The sequence below is a fragment of the Pseudoalteromonas sp. CNC9-20 genome (assembly GCF_022347875.1).
Taxonomy (GTDB): domain Bacteria; phylum Pseudomonadota; class Gammaproteobacteria; order Enterobacterales; family Alteromonadaceae; genus Pseudoalteromonas; species Pseudoalteromonas ruthenica.
Genome location: NZ_JAKRFS010000006.1, coordinates 334,430 through 348,955, shown reverse-complemented (window position 1 = coordinate 348,955; position 14,526 = coordinate 334,430). Strand labels below are relative to the sequence as shown.

The window sequence follows — 14,526 nt, the reverse complement described above, 5'->3', positions numbered from 1 at the left end:
GTCCCAAAAGAACCGGCTATCAAGCGTTATTTACTAGTTGGCTCTGGGATCACTGAAGTTGGCCAAGGCTGTACCAACTGCCCATTCGACTGATACAAGCTCTCTACTTCAACGAACTTGTCGCTACCATAGTTATCACCTTTAGGAGCACTTACTTGGTGACCTTGAATAATAAATCCGGTTTTATGCCAATTAGCCAAGTAATCGAGGTACTGACGGTACCGGCCTACATTTTGCGGGTAATCTGAGTAGGTTAAGTTATCCTCACCATCAGCATCACCGCGAATACTAAAGAGTTGTCCGCCAAGGTTCCAAGTGCCTTGTTGTTCGTTAAATGTACACAAATTGGCTGGGTGCACTTGAACCGGGCGTTGGGCAGGCCAGGACCAATACAAGGTGTTACTTGCAGGGGGCACGGGATCAGGCTCATGCACGGCACAACTGTTGTAATCGGTATGCCAAGGTTGTGCCATAAACTTACTTAAATCTCCGGGGGTTACTTTGGCACTGTTATTGGGTATATAGCCAAAACTTAGGAACGGCTGTGCTTTACTCGCATGGCTATAATCCAATGGCTGCTCGTTTATCCTAAATGGTCCTTGTGTGGCGGGAATCGTGGCTACACCATTGCTATTGTCTACTTTATAAAGGTGTGTATCACGCACAATGAAGGTCAGCTCAATGCCTGGCGAATAGCGTCCTCCCAAGCAGTTTTCTAGAACTACTTTATCAAGCTTTTCACCCTCACCTAGGTTGGGTGCTTGTTCTTCACTGTGACCTTCGTACCACTGTTTCATAAGGAAGTACTGGGTGGTAGATAACGATAAAAAGCTCTTCGTTGCATCGCCCAGCGACAATGGCATTTTCGTGCGTTCGCTATCATCAGCAGGCAAGTTAGGGTTGCGTATCAAGCCATCGAAGTCTTTGATGAACTCTTTAGGGTTGTCGGAAGGTTTAATTTTAGCGATAAAGTTGTGCCCTTGTATTCCCTTATTCGGTAGATTGGTATTCCAGCGTTGTAAAAACGCACCATGCAATATAGGTAAAACATCGCCATTAAAAGAGGCTTTGTAGTTGCTGTTATACTGGCCTTCGCTATAGAGGTCAGGAATAAGGTTGAGATGCTCCACCCAGGTATTAAAAATATCATCCCACGTTGAGACAATGTTTCGCGTTTGCGGAGCATAGGCGGGATCGGTCGATACAAACCAACCGGCGACAACTTGAGCTGTTGAGCCATCATCGAACACAATCGTTGCATGCACTGGGCCATCGGCAACGTCATCGAACCACCCATCATTATCAATAGCGCCATTGAGCTCAACCTTTCGCTTTTGCGCTTCACTCATATGCGCACCTGCGCCATAGTTACCTTTTTTAAAAGCAAAAGCATTACCGTACCCCCCAGTAACGACTAAACGCCCAGTATTAGACTCGACTCGCAGCTCACCTAGGGTGGTAATGTCACCGGAACTGGGATTGAGATTGTCAAAATGATCGCTCGGGAAACTAGTGGGGTAGTTTGGCTGTTGCTGAATTTGCCCCTGTTGATCAATATAAGAGGCAGTAGTGTGAGCATCAAAATGCACTACCGTATTGCTATCACTGGCACGAATGCAACGAGGGCCAGGGTCTATGACTAATTGTAATAGGCGCTCTGGCATGTTTGGGTCAAGACCATAAGTGGGGTTACGCAACGGCGGAGTTTGTCCATGAGTGTAGCTATTTATGCCCTCTTCATTGCCTTCACTATCGGCAATTGTAAAGTTATTGTTCTTTTTATTGGCTACATGCACTTGCCAAATAATATCGCTGACGGTCTTGCCATTGATGGTATCGCCAAGGGTTATTTCCCGGCCTTTGTCATTACTTGGGTAGCTACTTTGTGGTTCATCGTACGCGTAGATACGAAAGCGTGCGGCTTGACGTTTTACCCGTTGTTGCTGGTCGCGAAAGTCATCGGCAGTGATAGGGGTCGCTTCGCTTCCCCATTTAATAGGTAAACCACCAAATAGTCCCGATGATTTGTCCAATAGCTCACCGGCGGCTGTCTCCGGAGCGATATAAAACTCTTCACTGTTGCCAACGCGAGCAAAGTTGATGGCTGGGTGAACGCGAAAAATAGTATTAGTACTCATGTTATTTCTCTCCCTTTTTGGCTAGGTTTTCCTTCACGTACTGCTTCATTTCCTGATCCCAGAAATAAATATTCATAAAGGCATGGCTGATATTGAGGTTGGTGGGCTTTAATGGCGACAGTTTATGTGAACCATTCGGGGGAAAGCGTTGTGAACTATTATGACAGCGGAAACAATTATCCATAGTGCTTTGTGTTTGCGTAAAGGTCTCTATGGTTGCGTTTGATAAATGTAAACCGCCAATAAGTAATTGCTGTCCCTTGTCATCGACGTTAGTAGCCAGTGTTTGTCCGGGTTTAAGAGCATTTGCCTGGGCAAACCAAATAGCCGAGACCTCAAAATAATTTTTTAACCATTGGCGATCTTGCGGCAGGGCAAAGCCCTTAGAGGCCAGTAAATCATCGACACTGTGGTTCAGTTGTTGTACTACTCGAATATTAGTTGGTGCTTTGAAGGTGGCTTGGGTGGCGTCATTACCCCAGGCATAACGGCGACAAACTTGGGTACTAGGGCTAAGTGTTTGGCTTTTTTCGTCAAGTGTGAGCCGGCCCGAAACACTGTAGTTTAAATTACACTCTTTGTACTTAGTATTGGCACTGTAAAACGTCCAGTCCCGCTCTGAGACAATCTGGTTGGGGTCGATGTTTTGTACTACTGGGCAGGGATCGTCATAACTGTTCTGTGGCTTAGAGCACACATTGGGAGCGTTGTCTTTATGCTCGAAAGTGGCCCAGATCATCTCCGGGTGCCCTTTGACCACGCCTGCAATATGAAACCCTACCAGAGCCAAGTACTCGTTGCTTTGTTGCGTTATATCCACCACTATTTGACCACCCTTATTTACCAACTTATAAACCGGTTGGCGGGTAACAAAATACTGGCCACTGTTAGCGGTGGTCGCATCAACGATTTTCCAAGAAGCTTTAAACTCAGCAACATTAATATCGAAGCTCAGAGATGGATCAATCTTCTGTACACTTTTATAGTTAGTCAGATCATGCTCGCTGACAAAATCGACAAATTCAGGGTTTAAGTATTGAGAGTAGTAAACAGGTTTGCCTTGTCTGTCGACGAGTAATCCCTCAGTGCCTGCTTGCAGATACTCATCAAGTGCTTTGGCATCGCTCGACTTTGCCATTCTTGGCAGTAAACTTTCACGGTTTTCTACACCCAGTAAATCATAAGGAGTCTCAAACCCTAGGAAGCGTGGTTGTCCAGTATTATGTGGATCTTCTTGCATTAGCCACATAAACATCTGCCATGACCAGGCGTGGAACTCGCAGTTTGAAGACGAGCTAAAGTCATTGCCATCAGGCATAGTGATACTTTTAAAGCTTTGCCAACTCTGTGGCGCTTGGCAGTGTTGGTCATTAAAGTCGTCGGAACTGGCGGCAACAGAGTTGGGACTGCTAAATGTCAGCAGCGAGCTACTTAGCAGCGCAAGTGCGGCAGGTGTTTTCATCAATAATCTCCTTGCTACAAAGAATCCTTTTAAAGCAGGCCTGTTTTACCTTAGGCACCCAATAATAGTGTTGGCCATAAAAGAACAGTGGGTGTAAAAGAACACGATAGATGGTCTCCCCATAATGGGTTCAACATCTAAATTTAATGTAGTTAGTTAACATTTAAATAACAATTACAGCGCATAACATTTGTACCTTAAACTGTTTTAACTTGGTTGTAGTCTGTGTTTGTATAGGCTCATCAACTAAGCTAAAGCTGAGCGATTAACATAACCGGAGGTCATATGAGTGTGTCTGCCAAGCCCAAAGGGTTTCACTCGCTTACTGCCTATTTAATTATTGATGGTGCAGCGAAAGCGATGGCGTTTTATCAACACGTATTTGCCGCAGAAATCGTAATGCAAATGCCGTTGCCTGATGGCGGCATTGCTCACGGTGAGCTTAAAATAGGTGATTCATACTTGATGGTGGCCGATGCTTGCCCCGATGAACATTTTGTTAGTCCTCACCAACTCGGTGGTACTCCCGTGAGTATGATGTTGTATGTGGAGGATGTTGATACCACGTTCGCTCGTGCTATTGACGTAGGTGCAAAAGAGCTGCGTCCTGTACACGATCAATTTTATGGCGACAGAGCAGGAACCTTGGAAGATCCCTTTGGCCATATTTGGACCATTGCTACCCATCAAGAGGATCTCAGTCCAGAGCAGCTGCAACAGCGTATGGCTGACTTTATGAGCGAGCAACAGGATGCTTAGTGAGGGCCCACTACCGTAGGCACCGGGTCTTTAGGCACTGCGTAATTGTTGTGCTATCTGGGTGAAAATACTGGCATCATCAATGGTAGAGGGAATTTGCAGCGCTTCGCCATCAACCAGTTGACGGAGGTTTTTACGCAGTATCTTGCCCGAGCGAGTTTTCGGTAAACGCTCAACACACAGCACTTCTTTTAAACAGGCAATGGCGCCGATTTGTGTGCGCACGCTGCTGATAAGCTCGGCGCGAATATCAGCCCAAGTGCCGGAATAACTGTCTTTTAGCACCACCATTGCCATCGGCAGCTGGCCTTTTAAAGCATCACTTATACCAAACACCGCACATTCGGCAACAGCGGGGTGGGCAGCAACGATTTCCTCCATTTCGCCTGTGGATAATCGATGTCCGGCGACATTAATCACATCGTCGATACGGCCCATGATAAACACGTAGCCTTGCTTATCGATGTAGCCGCCATCACCACAGAGATAATAGCCGGGGTAGGTACTTAAGTAACCGGCTTTGAAGCGCTCATTGTTTTGCCAAATGGTCGGTAAACACCCCGGAGGCAGTGGTAACTTAATGGCAACTGCACCACTTTCACCTGCAGCGCAGGGGGTGCCATCAACATCAAGTATATGCACATCAAAACCGGGGGTGGGCACACTGGCACTGCCTGCTTTGATTGGTAAAGGTTCAATGCCTATAGGGTTACAGGCGATGGCCCAGCCGGTTTCGGTTTGCCACCAGTGATCTAATACGGGTAACTGGGTGGTTTCGGTTAGCCACTCATAAGTGGGCGGATCGAGGCGCTCTCCAGCTAAAAAGAGCCGCTGTAAACTTTGCGTGTTATGGCGCTTAAACCCTGCGCCATTAGGGTCTTCTTTTTTTATCGCGCGAAAAGCGGTTGGCGCGCTAAACAGCGCATTTACGTGATGTTCTTCAACCACACGCCAAAAGGCACTGGCATCAGGGGTTCGCACTGGCTTGCCCTCGTACAAAACCGTTGTACAGCCGTAGATCAACGGCGCGTATACAATATAGGAATGGCCGACCACCCAGCCGATGTCCGATGCAGCCCAAAACACCTCCGCCGGTTTCATGGCGTAAACCACTTCCATACTGTAATGCATTGCCAGGGCATGGCCGCCATGCTCGCGCACGACCCCTTTTGGAGTGCCGGTTGTCCCCGAGGTGTAGAGAATATATAAGGGGTGATCTCCGGCTACGGGAACAGCGTCAACGGCAGTGGCTGTTTGCATTGCTTGATGCCAGTCAACATCACGCATGGGGCTCAATTCAGCAGGGCATTGTGGGCGCTGGTAAATAATACAGTGCTGCACCTTATGATGTGCCTTGGCTAGGGCTTCGTCAATGAGTGGTTTGTAAGCGATGACACGCTCTACTTCAATGCCGCAAGAGGCGCCGAGCACCAGCTTGGGTGTGGCATCATCAATGCGCACCGCTAATTCATGCGCCGCAAAGCCGCCGAATACCACCGAGTGAATGGCGCCCAAGCGTGCACAGGCGAGCATCGCTATCACTGCTTGCGGGATCATCGGCATGTAAATCACCACTCGGTCACCTTTGCCGACGCCTAATTCACGCATGACTCCAGCAAAGTGAGCCACTTCATCGCGCAGTTCGCGGTAGCTGTATGTTTGTTGCGTGGCGGTGACGGGTGAGTCATAAATCAGCGCTGGGCGCTCACCATAACCTTGGTTAACGTGACTATCTAATGCCAAGTAACTGGTATTGAGTTTGGCATCGGCAAACCAATGATAAAGCCCTTGTGAGTCTTGATGGCAAGCCTCAGTGGGTGGCGTATGCCAATCGATGCGCTGGCTCTGGTGCATCCAAAATTTCACTGGGTCGCTTTGAAACTGCTGGTAAATGCGCTGATATTCGCCCGCCATAATTATTTTCCTCGTATTACATGTGAGAGACCCTACAAAATGTAGGCTCTTTTTCGAGCAAGCTGTATGCGACCTTGGTCTGTGCTGCATGGCTTTGTTTATCGCGTTAGATTTGTTATTTTTGCCAATCTATTAGGACAATGGATTGACACCATGACTTGGCTGCAGCGCTGGCAACAGCTTAGCCACCCAACGCTGAAACTGGGCGTCTTATGGGTAGCCTCGCTTTTTATATTTAATTTCTATTGCTTGTTTTGGCGCCACTACGTGGGTGGTGCACGCTGGGACTTTATCGACTCACAGTTATTTTGGTTGAAAGAGTGGGGTGCTTTATGGGGGCTATCTATGGCAGCACTATATGCGCTAACACGTTCTCAGCGAGTGTATAAACCGCTGTTGTTGAGCTGTGCTGTGGTGAGTGTGTTGTTGCTAAGTTATATCCGAGTGTCGCTCGATTTCGATTTTTACGGTCCTAATTGGGCTGGCGCAGTCATTAATTTACTACCTAAGTACACCTTTGCAGTGCTTTTGGTGATGGGAGCCATTTACCTGAGCTTGGTAACCAAGGTGAAAGCGCGCGACTCAGTTAACGGGGCCGATATCGCTCCTGCATGTCTCACAGTGCAGCATCGGGGCATGGAAAAAGCGCTCGCTATCAGTGATATTCAGTATGTGCGCGCTGCAGGCAATTATGTTGAGGTTGTCGATGCTGATAGCCGTTACTTAGTGCGCACCACCATTAAACAACTGAGTGAGCAGCTAGGCGCGGCGCCTATGATACGCGTCCATCGCAGTTACCTGATTAACCTACACCATGTACGTGAGCTTAAGCCATTGGAAAATGGCAAAGCGCAGGTGTTAGTGGGTGAGGATCATTGGGTACCAGTGAGCAAAACTTTTAAACCAGCGCTGAAGCAAGTATTAACTCAAAGCACACAGCCAGGCATTTCGTCACAAACTCAGTTGTTTCATCACAAAGTTATTTAAATCAATGCGTTAATAAGTACCTTTGAAGAAAAAAGAGGAGGTACTTAATGACTTATGCAGGTGTAAACCGACTACTACATTGGCTGATGGCGGCGCTTATTTTGGGGTTGCTGACCCTGGGATATTACATGACCTATGTCGCCGACTATGGCCTATATCACTTACACAAATCCGTTGCCGTGGTGGTGGCACTATTGCTGCTACCCCGACTGGTGCTGCGCTGGTTCAAACCCTGGCAGAGCACGGTTAAAGGTAAGGGCGCGAAAGCGGTGCATGGCTTTCATTGGTTGTTGTTGGTGCTGCTGGTAATAATGGTGGTGTCGGGCGCTGCTTACAGCGGCTTTGGTGGCTATGGCATTGCTTTATTCGATTGGCCGTTGTTGGCGCAAAACATAGATGCTCAGCAGCAAGTCGTTGCTCACTCAGCAGCGCTTAGCGACTGGGGGTTAGCGGTGCACATATACTGTGCTTGGGCGCTGTGCTTTACACTGGCTATCCATGCATTGGCAGCATTAAAACACCACTTTATTGACCGAGATGGGACATTAATACGGATGTTAGTCGGCGAAAAAGGAGCGCGTCTATGAAGTGGCTAGTGACGTTATTGTTGAGCCTTTATGCAGCAGCATTAAGCGCCACAACAATAGAGAAAATAAACCTCGATAACCACTGTGAACAGGCTAATTTTGCGCGCTTTGGCGAGGCGATTGGCGATGCACGTATTGTTATGCTGGATGAACTGACCCATGGCGAGCAACAGAATTTTGCACTCAAGACCTGTTTGGTGCGTTATTTACACCAACACCAAGGCTTTGATGCGCTGATACTGGAAAGCGGTCTATTTGATGTTGCGCAAATCTGGCAACAGCCCGGTCAAGCTATCACTGCTCAAGCATCGGGTAACATCTTTTATATGTACGCCGCAAGTGCGCCAGTGCAAGCGCTCATGCGGTACATTGACGCACAGCGAGACAGTGAGCGGCCTTTGCAGCTGGCTGGCTTTGATGGTCGTCTCAGTGGTGAATATTCTAAGGCGCAGGTAAGCGAATTTATCATCCAGCAAAGCCAGCGTTTCATCCCAAGTGTTGCTAAAGAGGTCGACTGGGCAGCGTTTAAGCGCACCAACGCAGCGGTGCTGAAGCGCCAACCACAGCATATTAATGCAAAGCAGCAACAAGCCTATGTTGCTACCTCCTATCGCCTCCAGCACGCTTTAAACACGGCTGTCAGCGACCAGCAAGGATACCAAGGACCAAAGTATGTCGCCCGGTTACTCCATGGTTTAGTGCTCGTGGCGCAGTCGATGGCAGTGCAGCGACGTCATGACGAGCACGACTTGGCTATGGCCGACAACGTGAAGTGGTTACTGAGCAGTGAATTGGCGGATAAAAAAGTGATTATCTGGGGTCACTATATCCACTTAAACTATGGCGGTTTTATTGATCATCACTATGCAAACTTAGGCACTATGCTGAAGCAACACTTTGGCGATAGCGTGCACTCAGTGCATATTAGCGCCGCCAGTGGCGAATATCGCGACTATGTGACGATGGCAAGTAAAAAGATTATGGCCCAGCCACAGCAATTTGAACGTCAAGTTGCGCAACAGCATGAACTGCAAACACATCAAGCACTCTTTATTGACCGCGCAGCAATGCAGCGCTTTGTGCAAAATGCGCCGTCTACTAGCGTATTGTTTGGCCATCAATATCGTTACGGGATTGCGTTAGCGCAGTGGCAGCAATACTGGGATAGTCTCTTTGTCTTGGCGCACACCAAAGCGTCGAAAGAGCAACCATAAACCTATGCGGGGCAGTGAATGCCCCGCTGATGTTGAGGTTATTTCCTGTAGCGCTCGAACCAGGCTAGTGTATGCTCTATTTTAGTAATCATCCGCGAGGGGCGCCCAGCAATACCGTGGGCAGAGCCGGGTACACGGATCAGTACAGTATCTATTTGTTGCAGTTTTAACGCTTGATAGAACTGCTCGGACTCCGATATGGGCGTCCGGCGGTCCTGCTCTCCTGTCATGATCATCGCCGGTGTGGTGACGTTGCCCACTAACGACAGCGGTGAACGTTGCCAGTAGTGGCTGAGGTTGTCCCACGGCATGCCCGGAAATTGGTTGCGAATTTGCCCTAAATAACTGTCGGCGGTAAGTACTTTACTGACCCAATTGATCACCGGCTTGGTGATTGCCGCAGCATTAAAACGATCGCTTAAACCAATGGCGTAGGCAGCAGCAATGCCGCCGGCTGAGCCACCAGCGATAAAAAGGTTGTTTTTATCAATAAAGCCTTTAGCGATTAATGCGTCAACGGCGGAATTATGATCGGCAAAATCCTCCTTTGAGGAATACTTACCATCAAGTAACAAGGCAAAGTCTTTGCCGTAGCTGGTGGAGCCGCGATAATTCATATAGACCACCACATAGCCAGCGGCCGCATAGCGCTGTAATTCGGCGCTAAAGCTGGGGCCATAGGCTAGGTGTGGGCCGCCATGAATTTCCACCAACAGTGGGTATTGCTTGGTCGCATCAAAATAAGGAGGGGTGATATACCAGCCATGAATAGGTTCTCCATCAAACTGCGACTCAACCGTTAACTCATGCACTTGCCCTAAGGTTTTATGGCCGAGGAGGTCCTCATTGAGCGCCGTTAGCGTGCGCTGCTTGTTGCGGTGAAAATACCCTAAATCAGCGGGGCGCTCAGCACTGCCCTGAGTAAAAGCGAGGGCACCATTGTTTGCCATGGAAAATTCACCACTGACATAAGGGCGACCTATGGATGTGCCTGCGACTGAGCTGACGCGTTCAGTGATGTTTCCTGCGCGGGTTAGGGTGGCAAGCTTACGTTGGCCGCGATCGTCGTACTGAATGACAAAATCCCCTTTGCCCGCCCATTGATAATGGCCAACAGCGCGATCCAGTGCTGATGTCAGTGACTTGACGGCCCCGGACTTGAGGTTTAACAAGTTCAGCTCGGTATTAACGTAAGGAACAGCGGCGTTACCTCGGGATAGAAAGGCTAGCTGCTGAGCATCATGACTGAATTGGGGGTGGGTCTCACGGCCGGGCAAATCGGTGAGCTGTGTCGTACTATACGTACCAATATCCACGCCATACAGGTCAAGCTCAGTGGTGCGATACTCCCAATCAGGGTGCTGATCCGAGGCATACACAACTTGTGTCGCATCTGGGCTCCACGCCAATGGCCCATAATGTTGATAATCGCCTTGTGTTAATTGCCGTGGTGCGCCGCCCTCGGCTGGAAGCACAAACACATGACGAAAGCTGGGCGTTAAAAAGCCTTGGCCATCGGCTTGATAACGAGCCTTGTCAATAACTGTAACCGGTTCAGACCAGTCGGCGCCTTTGGGTTTTTTCGGTAACTTCACTGACTTTACAAAATCGGAAGGGCCTTGTGGCACCGTCATGGTAAAGGCCAGCTGTGTGCCGTCAGGAGACCACGTGAGGTCGCGCACTGGTTTTGGCAATTGTGATAATAACGCCGTTTTATCTTGCGCCAGCCAGTGCATATGCACTTGCAAAGAGCCACTGCGGTTACTGGTAAAGGCGATGCGTGTGCCATCGGGAGACCAGCGTGGCTGAGCGTAGCTATATTGATCTGCAAACAGCGGAGTATGCTCATCAGTGCTTAGGCTATAGAGCCACAGGCTTTGCTTATTGTTATCCTTCATAATGTCGTAGCCACGACGGACATACACAATGTGCTTGCCATCTGGGCTAATTTGCGGGTCGCTGGCATACTCGAGGGCAAAAATATCCTCAGAGCTGAAGGTCTTGTTGTCGGCTTGGGCGGGCAACGATGCGCCGCCAAGCAGCGCAGCTGTAAGTATCAAAGGGGTTAGCGCATTCATAAGTAAGTACTTTTTTTAACCAGAAAATATCATCCTAGGTGGGCGGGTTAATGCTGGCAACTGCAATGCGATTAACGGCGAGTATGAGTAAGTTGCGGATATGAGGTACTTTTTCAATATACTTGTGGGGTATTAGATTAAATGGTTAGATTAGGCCCTACTTGGGCGAGTGCTCGTCCTAGTTTGCTTAGCCTTAAAAGGAGTTTATATGGACAGTCAAGGCGTACATGATTATTTGCTCACTAAGCCATTGAGCTCAGTGGCGCAGCCCTTTGGCCCTGGGGTCGACGTCTACAAGGTAAAAGATAAAATGTTTGCCACCCTAGCGCTTGGAAAAATGGGGAAAGAGGATGAAGACAATCGCCACTGGCGCGTAAATTTAAAGTGTGACCCTGATGAAGCCCAGGCTCTGCGCGATATTTTTACTGCGGTCATCCCTGGTTATCATATGAATAAAAAGCTATGGAATACGGTGATACTGGATGGCTCCATTCCAGCGGGCGAAATCCAAAGAATGATAGATAATTCCTACACTTTGGTGGTGAGTAACATGCCCAAGAAAGAGCGTGAACAGATTTTGTCGTTACTTTAGTGCCTGCTTATTTACCGGCCTTGCTTTGATAGCGCTCGAGTAACAGACGCATAATATCGCGCCAAGTCACAATCCCCACCGGTTGGCGCTGTTCATTAACGATAGGCACACAGGTAATAATATGTTCGTTAAATAACTTCACCACATCAATAAGTTGCGCATGTACTGGTAAGCAAACAGGGGAATGAGTCATAATTTGGCTAACGCGTTTATTGAGAGTGGCTAAGTCGGCTTTGGATGCCGAGGCCTTACCAACATTCGGGCTTAATGCCTTAAAAATATCGCGATCAGAGACGACCCCAACTAATAACGATTGCTCTACCACCAGCACATGGTGAAATTGCGTGCGTTTGAAAATATCATTGACAACGCGCAGGGTGTCATCGGGTGAACAAGTAACCACTGGCGTGCTCATTAAGTTACTTAACTTCATAGGCGCTGGTTCCCATACAGAAACGGTTAAAGTGACTGCTGATACACTGTTTTTATTATGACATTTAACAGTCTTATACGTGACTAAAAGCCTATAAGACTGCATTAAGTGTAGTAAATATAAGCTTATAAAGCTTCTTTGCTGAGCGAACAATAGCAGAGTCATTAGTACTCACTAAACTTTTGAATTTTATACAAGGCACATCGGATGGCAATTTCAAAAACGTTAAAGCATAAGACCCAAAAACTCGTAGACTCGAAGCATATGCTTAAAGGCATCACTTTCGCTTCTTTTTTAGAGTCGACCATTGTGCCTATTCCTTTAGAAGCGGTGATGGTGCCATTGATGCAAGCACGACGAGATAAACTATGGTTAATCGCGCTTATGGCTACTTTGGGCTGTATAGTCGGTGCCTTGTTTGGTTATGCCATCGGTTATTTTTTGTTTGACCTGGTCGGTCAGTGGGTTATTGATACGTTCTCTAGCCCTGAGCAATTTGAACAAGTCAAACAACAGATGCAAGCACAAGGGTTCTGGTTTGTGCTCACGTTAGGTATTGCGCCTATTCCTTTTCAAATAGCGATGCTGGCTGCGGGAGCGACCAAGTACTCCCTATTAATGTTCGTTTTAGCCAGTGCAATAGCGCGCTCAATTCGCTATTTTGGCTTGGCGGCGGTGGTATATTTTGCTGGTAATCATGCCGAGCGGGTGATCAGAAAACACAAAACAAAGGCCATTGCTGGCCTCTCTATTGCGGTGCTTTTATTGTGGTGGGCAGCCAACGCGCTTAAAGGCTAGTGTGCTCAAGCAGTGAATCAATGGTTTTGGCCGCTGCAATGGCTTGTTCATCGCCGCCGACATTCGCCATAACAGAAAACCCTACAGGCAGACCCTGAACATCAGCTAAAGGCAGAGTAATGTGGAGCGTACCTGCCACGGCAGCGAGCGTGCTGGCGCCACCGAGATAATGATCGCCATTAATTTTATCAATCTTCCATGCCGGAGAGTTGGTGGGGCTGATAATGGCATCGAGCTGATTTGCTGTGAACCAATGTTGTAGTGCATTACGCGCAGTGAGGCGATACTGCTGTGATGCCTCCAAGTAATCTTCGCGTTGGGCTTGTAAATCGATGGCATTTGCTTGATGTAACAGCTCTTGACCGAAGTAGGGCATGGTGCGATCTTGGTGCTGTTCATTAAAGGCGATCAGCTGGCTTAGCGTTTTCACCTTTACCTGCGCTGGCGTGGCGGCCAGATAGGCGTTCACATCGCGTTTGAATTCATACAATAACACTTGGAACTCTTGGCGGTACATACTACCCAGATCAGCTTGAGGCAGTTCGATAAGTTTAATGCCATGGCGCTCTAATTGCTTGAGCTGCTTTTTGAACACAGCCTGGGTCTCGGCGGTAAAGTGGCTGTAATCAACATAGCCAAGTGTTAATTCCTTTGCCTTACTGGGCTTTACCTCTGTGTAATTGATGGTGCGAAAGGCGTGGTGATTTTGGTCTTGGGCGTCGGGTGCAGCGATGACCTGAGTCGCTAATAACACATCCGCTAGCGAATTAGCCATTACTCCAACGGTATCCTGACTTTCAGCTAGCGGCACCACACCCACGCGGGAGACTTGACCATAGCTAGGTTTGAGCGCATAAACACCATTTGTCGCAGCAGGGCAGACAATCGAGCCGTCGGTTTCAGTGGCTAACGCGAGGGGCGCGAAGCCCAGTTTTACCGCCACGGCTGAGCCAGAACTGGAGCCGCATGGGCTACGGGTTGCATCAACGGCATTAGCCGTTTGTCCACCTAGGGTACTCCAACCAGATGAAGAGCTGTTGGAGCGAAAGTTCGCCCACTCGCTAAGATTGGCTTTACCGAGGATAATCGCTCCGGCGCTGCGTAACTGAGAAATGACCTGGGCATCAGCGCTGCTGACATTCTGTGCTAAGGCCAAGGCCCCAGCTGTAGTGGCCATGTTAGCAACGGCTATATTGTCTTTCACCAGTACCGCCATACCATGAAGTGGTCCTTGCCATTGACCTTCACGAGCCAAGTTATCAAGGCGCTGCGCATCGTGTAGGGCGTTATTGTTAATGGCCATCACCGCACGATAGTTATCATTTAGCGCGTCAATACGTGTTAAATAGTGTTGGGTAAGCTTAGTGGCAGAGCTCTGTTCACTATGAAGTTGTTGTTGAAGGTGCGACACTGTTTCGGTCTTTTGCGCATTGGCGCTGAAGGCCATACACAAGAGCAGTGCTGATATCGTAAGCCGGGTGTGGTTCACGAGCGTATCCTTGTTGTTATTACGTGCCTTTAGATTAGCGGCCTTCGTTGTCTGCGGTCAACTGCAATAGGTTGA

The 14,526-nt window shown here is 48.5% G+C and carries 12 protein-coding genes; 6 read left to right on the top strand and 6 right to left on the bottom strand.

What is annotated here, in order from left to right:
- Window positions 1–26: 26 nt before the first annotated feature.
- Window positions 27–2,138, bottom strand: a complete 2,112-nt coding sequence (locus MHM89_RS16225; protein ID WP_045978247.1) for a LodA/GoxA family CTQ-dependent oxidase — start codon at window positions 2,136–2,138, stop codon at window positions 27–29.
- A gap of 1 nt (window position 2,139) precedes the next feature.
- Window positions 2,140–3,600, bottom strand: a complete 1,461-nt coding sequence (locus MHM89_RS16220; protein WP_239409223.1) for a hypothetical protein — start codon at window positions 3,598–3,600, stop codon at window positions 2,140–2,142.
- A 285-nt stretch (window positions 3,601–3,885) separates the two neighbouring features.
- Between MHM89_RS16220 and MHM89_RS16215 the strand changes: the two genes are divergently transcribed.
- Window positions 3,886–4,359, top strand: a complete 474-nt coding sequence (locus tag MHM89_RS16215) for a VOC family protein (protein ID WP_239409222.1) — start codon at window positions 3,886–3,888, stop codon at window positions 4,357–4,359.
- Between the two features lie 30 nt (window positions 4,360–4,389).
- Here the strand turns inward: MHM89_RS16215 and MHM89_RS16210 are convergent, their stop codons facing one another.
- Window positions 4,390–6,273: a propionyl-CoA synthetase gene (locus tag MHM89_RS16210; RefSeq protein WP_239409221.1), complete on the bottom strand. Its 1,884-nt coding sequence runs from the start codon at window positions 6,271–6,273 to the stop codon at window positions 4,390–4,392.
- A 66-nt stretch (window positions 6,274–6,339) separates the two neighbouring features.
- Between MHM89_RS16210 and MHM89_RS16205 the strand changes: the two genes are divergently transcribed.
- From MHM89_RS16205 to MHM89_RS16195, 3 genes are read left to right on the top strand one after another with little or no spacing between them, the layout of a single operon-like run.
- Window positions 6,340–7,260 (top strand): LytTR family DNA-binding domain-containing protein, encoded by a 921-nt coding sequence (locus tag MHM89_RS16205; RefSeq protein WP_239409220.1) that lies wholly within the window; start codon window positions 6,340–6,342, stop codon window positions 7,258–7,260.
- 47 nt (window positions 7,261–7,307) lie between these two features.
- Window positions 7,308–7,847 carry a cytochrome b/b6 domain-containing protein gene (locus tag MHM89_RS16200; RefSeq protein WP_045978243.1) on the top strand — a complete coding sequence of 180 codons (540 nt, stop codon included), beginning with the start codon at window positions 7,308–7,310 and terminating at the stop codon, window positions 7,845–7,847.
- Complete coding sequence (locus tag MHM89_RS16195) at window positions 7,844–9,061, top strand: erythromycin esterase family protein (RefSeq protein WP_239409219.1); 1,218 nt, start codon at window positions 7,844–7,846, stop codon at window positions 9,059–9,061. Before MHM89_RS16200 ends, MHM89_RS16195 begins: the two co-directional genes overlap by 4 nt.
- Before the next feature lie 38 nt (window positions 9,062–9,099).
- On the opposite strand, the gene MHM89_RS16190 is transcribed toward MHM89_RS16195, so the two are convergent.
- Complete coding sequence (locus MHM89_RS16190; RefSeq protein WP_239409218.1) at window positions 9,100–11,139, bottom strand: S9 family peptidase; 2,040 nt, start codon at window positions 11,137–11,139, stop codon at window positions 9,100–9,102.
- A gap of 208 nt (window positions 11,140–11,347) precedes the next feature.
- Between MHM89_RS16190 and MHM89_RS16185 the strand changes: the two genes are divergently transcribed.
- The gene (locus MHM89_RS16185) at window positions 11,348–11,731 is read left to right on the top strand and encodes an MmcQ/YjbR family DNA-binding protein (protein WP_045978240.1); all 384 of its coding nucleotides are present in this window, start codon (window positions 11,348–11,350) and stop codon (window positions 11,729–11,731) included.
- Between the two features lie 7 nt (window positions 11,732–11,738).
- Here the strand turns inward: MHM89_RS16185 and MHM89_RS16180 are convergent, their stop codons facing one another.
- Window positions 11,739–12,164 (bottom strand): CBS domain-containing protein, encoded by a 426-nt coding sequence (locus tag MHM89_RS16180; protein WP_045978239.1) that lies wholly within the window; start codon window positions 12,162–12,164, stop codon window positions 11,739–11,741.
- A gap of 207 nt (window positions 12,165–12,371) precedes the next feature.
- On the opposite strand from MHM89_RS16180, the gene MHM89_RS16175 reads away from it, so the two are divergent.
- The gene (locus MHM89_RS16175) at window positions 12,372–12,962 is read left to right on the top strand and encodes a VTT domain-containing protein (RefSeq protein WP_022945313.1); all 591 of its coding nucleotides are present in this window, start codon (window positions 12,372–12,374) and stop codon (window positions 12,960–12,962) included.
- Here MHM89_RS16175 and MHM89_RS16170 read toward each other — a convergent pair.
- Window positions 12,952–14,451 carry an amidase family protein gene (locus MHM89_RS16170; RefSeq protein ID WP_239409217.1) on the bottom strand — a complete coding sequence of 500 codons (1,500 nt, stop codon included), beginning with the start codon at window positions 14,449–14,451 and terminating at the stop codon, window positions 12,952–12,954. The two genes, MHM89_RS16175 and MHM89_RS16170, sit on opposite strands and share 11 nt — an antisense overlap.
- Window positions 14,452–14,526: the final 75 nt, after the last annotated feature.

Bases quoted from the DNA above. Each gene is read 5' to 3' on its own strand.
- MHM89_RS16225 (WP_045978247.1), bottom strand. From the start codon at position 2,138: ATGAGTACTAATACTATTTTTCGCGTTCACCCAGCCATCAACTTTGCT.
- MHM89_RS16220 (WP_239409223.1), bottom strand. From the start codon at position 3,600: ATGAAAACACCTGCCGCACTTGCGCTGCTAAGTAGCTCGCTGCTGACA.
- MHM89_RS16215 (WP_239409222.1), top strand. From the start codon at position 3,886: ATGAGTGTGTCTGCCAAGCCCAAAGGGTTTCACTCGCTTACTGCCTAT.
- MHM89_RS16210 (WP_239409221.1), bottom strand. From the start codon at position 6,273: ATGGCGGGCGAATATCAGCGCATTTACCAGCAGTTTCAAAGCGACCCA.
- MHM89_RS16205 (WP_239409220.1), top strand. From the start codon at position 6,340: ATGCGACCTTGGTCTGTGCTGCATGGCTTTGTTTATCGCGTTAGATTT.
- MHM89_RS16200 (WP_045978243.1), top strand. From the start codon at position 7,308: ATGACTTATGCAGGTGTAAACCGACTACTACATTGGCTGATGGCGGCG.
- MHM89_RS16195 (WP_239409219.1), top strand. From the start codon at position 7,844: ATGAAGTGGCTAGTGACGTTATTGTTGAGCCTTTATGCAGCAGCATTA.
- MHM89_RS16190 (WP_239409218.1), bottom strand. From the start codon at position 11,139: ATGAATGCGCTAACCCCTTTGATACTTACAGCTGCGCTGCTTGGCGGC.
- MHM89_RS16185 (WP_045978240.1), top strand. From the start codon at position 11,348: ATGGACAGTCAAGGCGTACATGATTATTTGCTCACTAAGCCATTGAGC.
- MHM89_RS16180 (WP_045978239.1), bottom strand. From the start codon at position 12,164: ATGAAGTTAAGTAACTTAATGAGCACGCCAGTGGTTACTTGTTCACCC.
- MHM89_RS16175 (WP_022945313.1), top strand. From the start codon at position 12,372: ATGGCAATTTCAAAAACGTTAAAGCATAAGACCCAAAAACTCGTAGAC.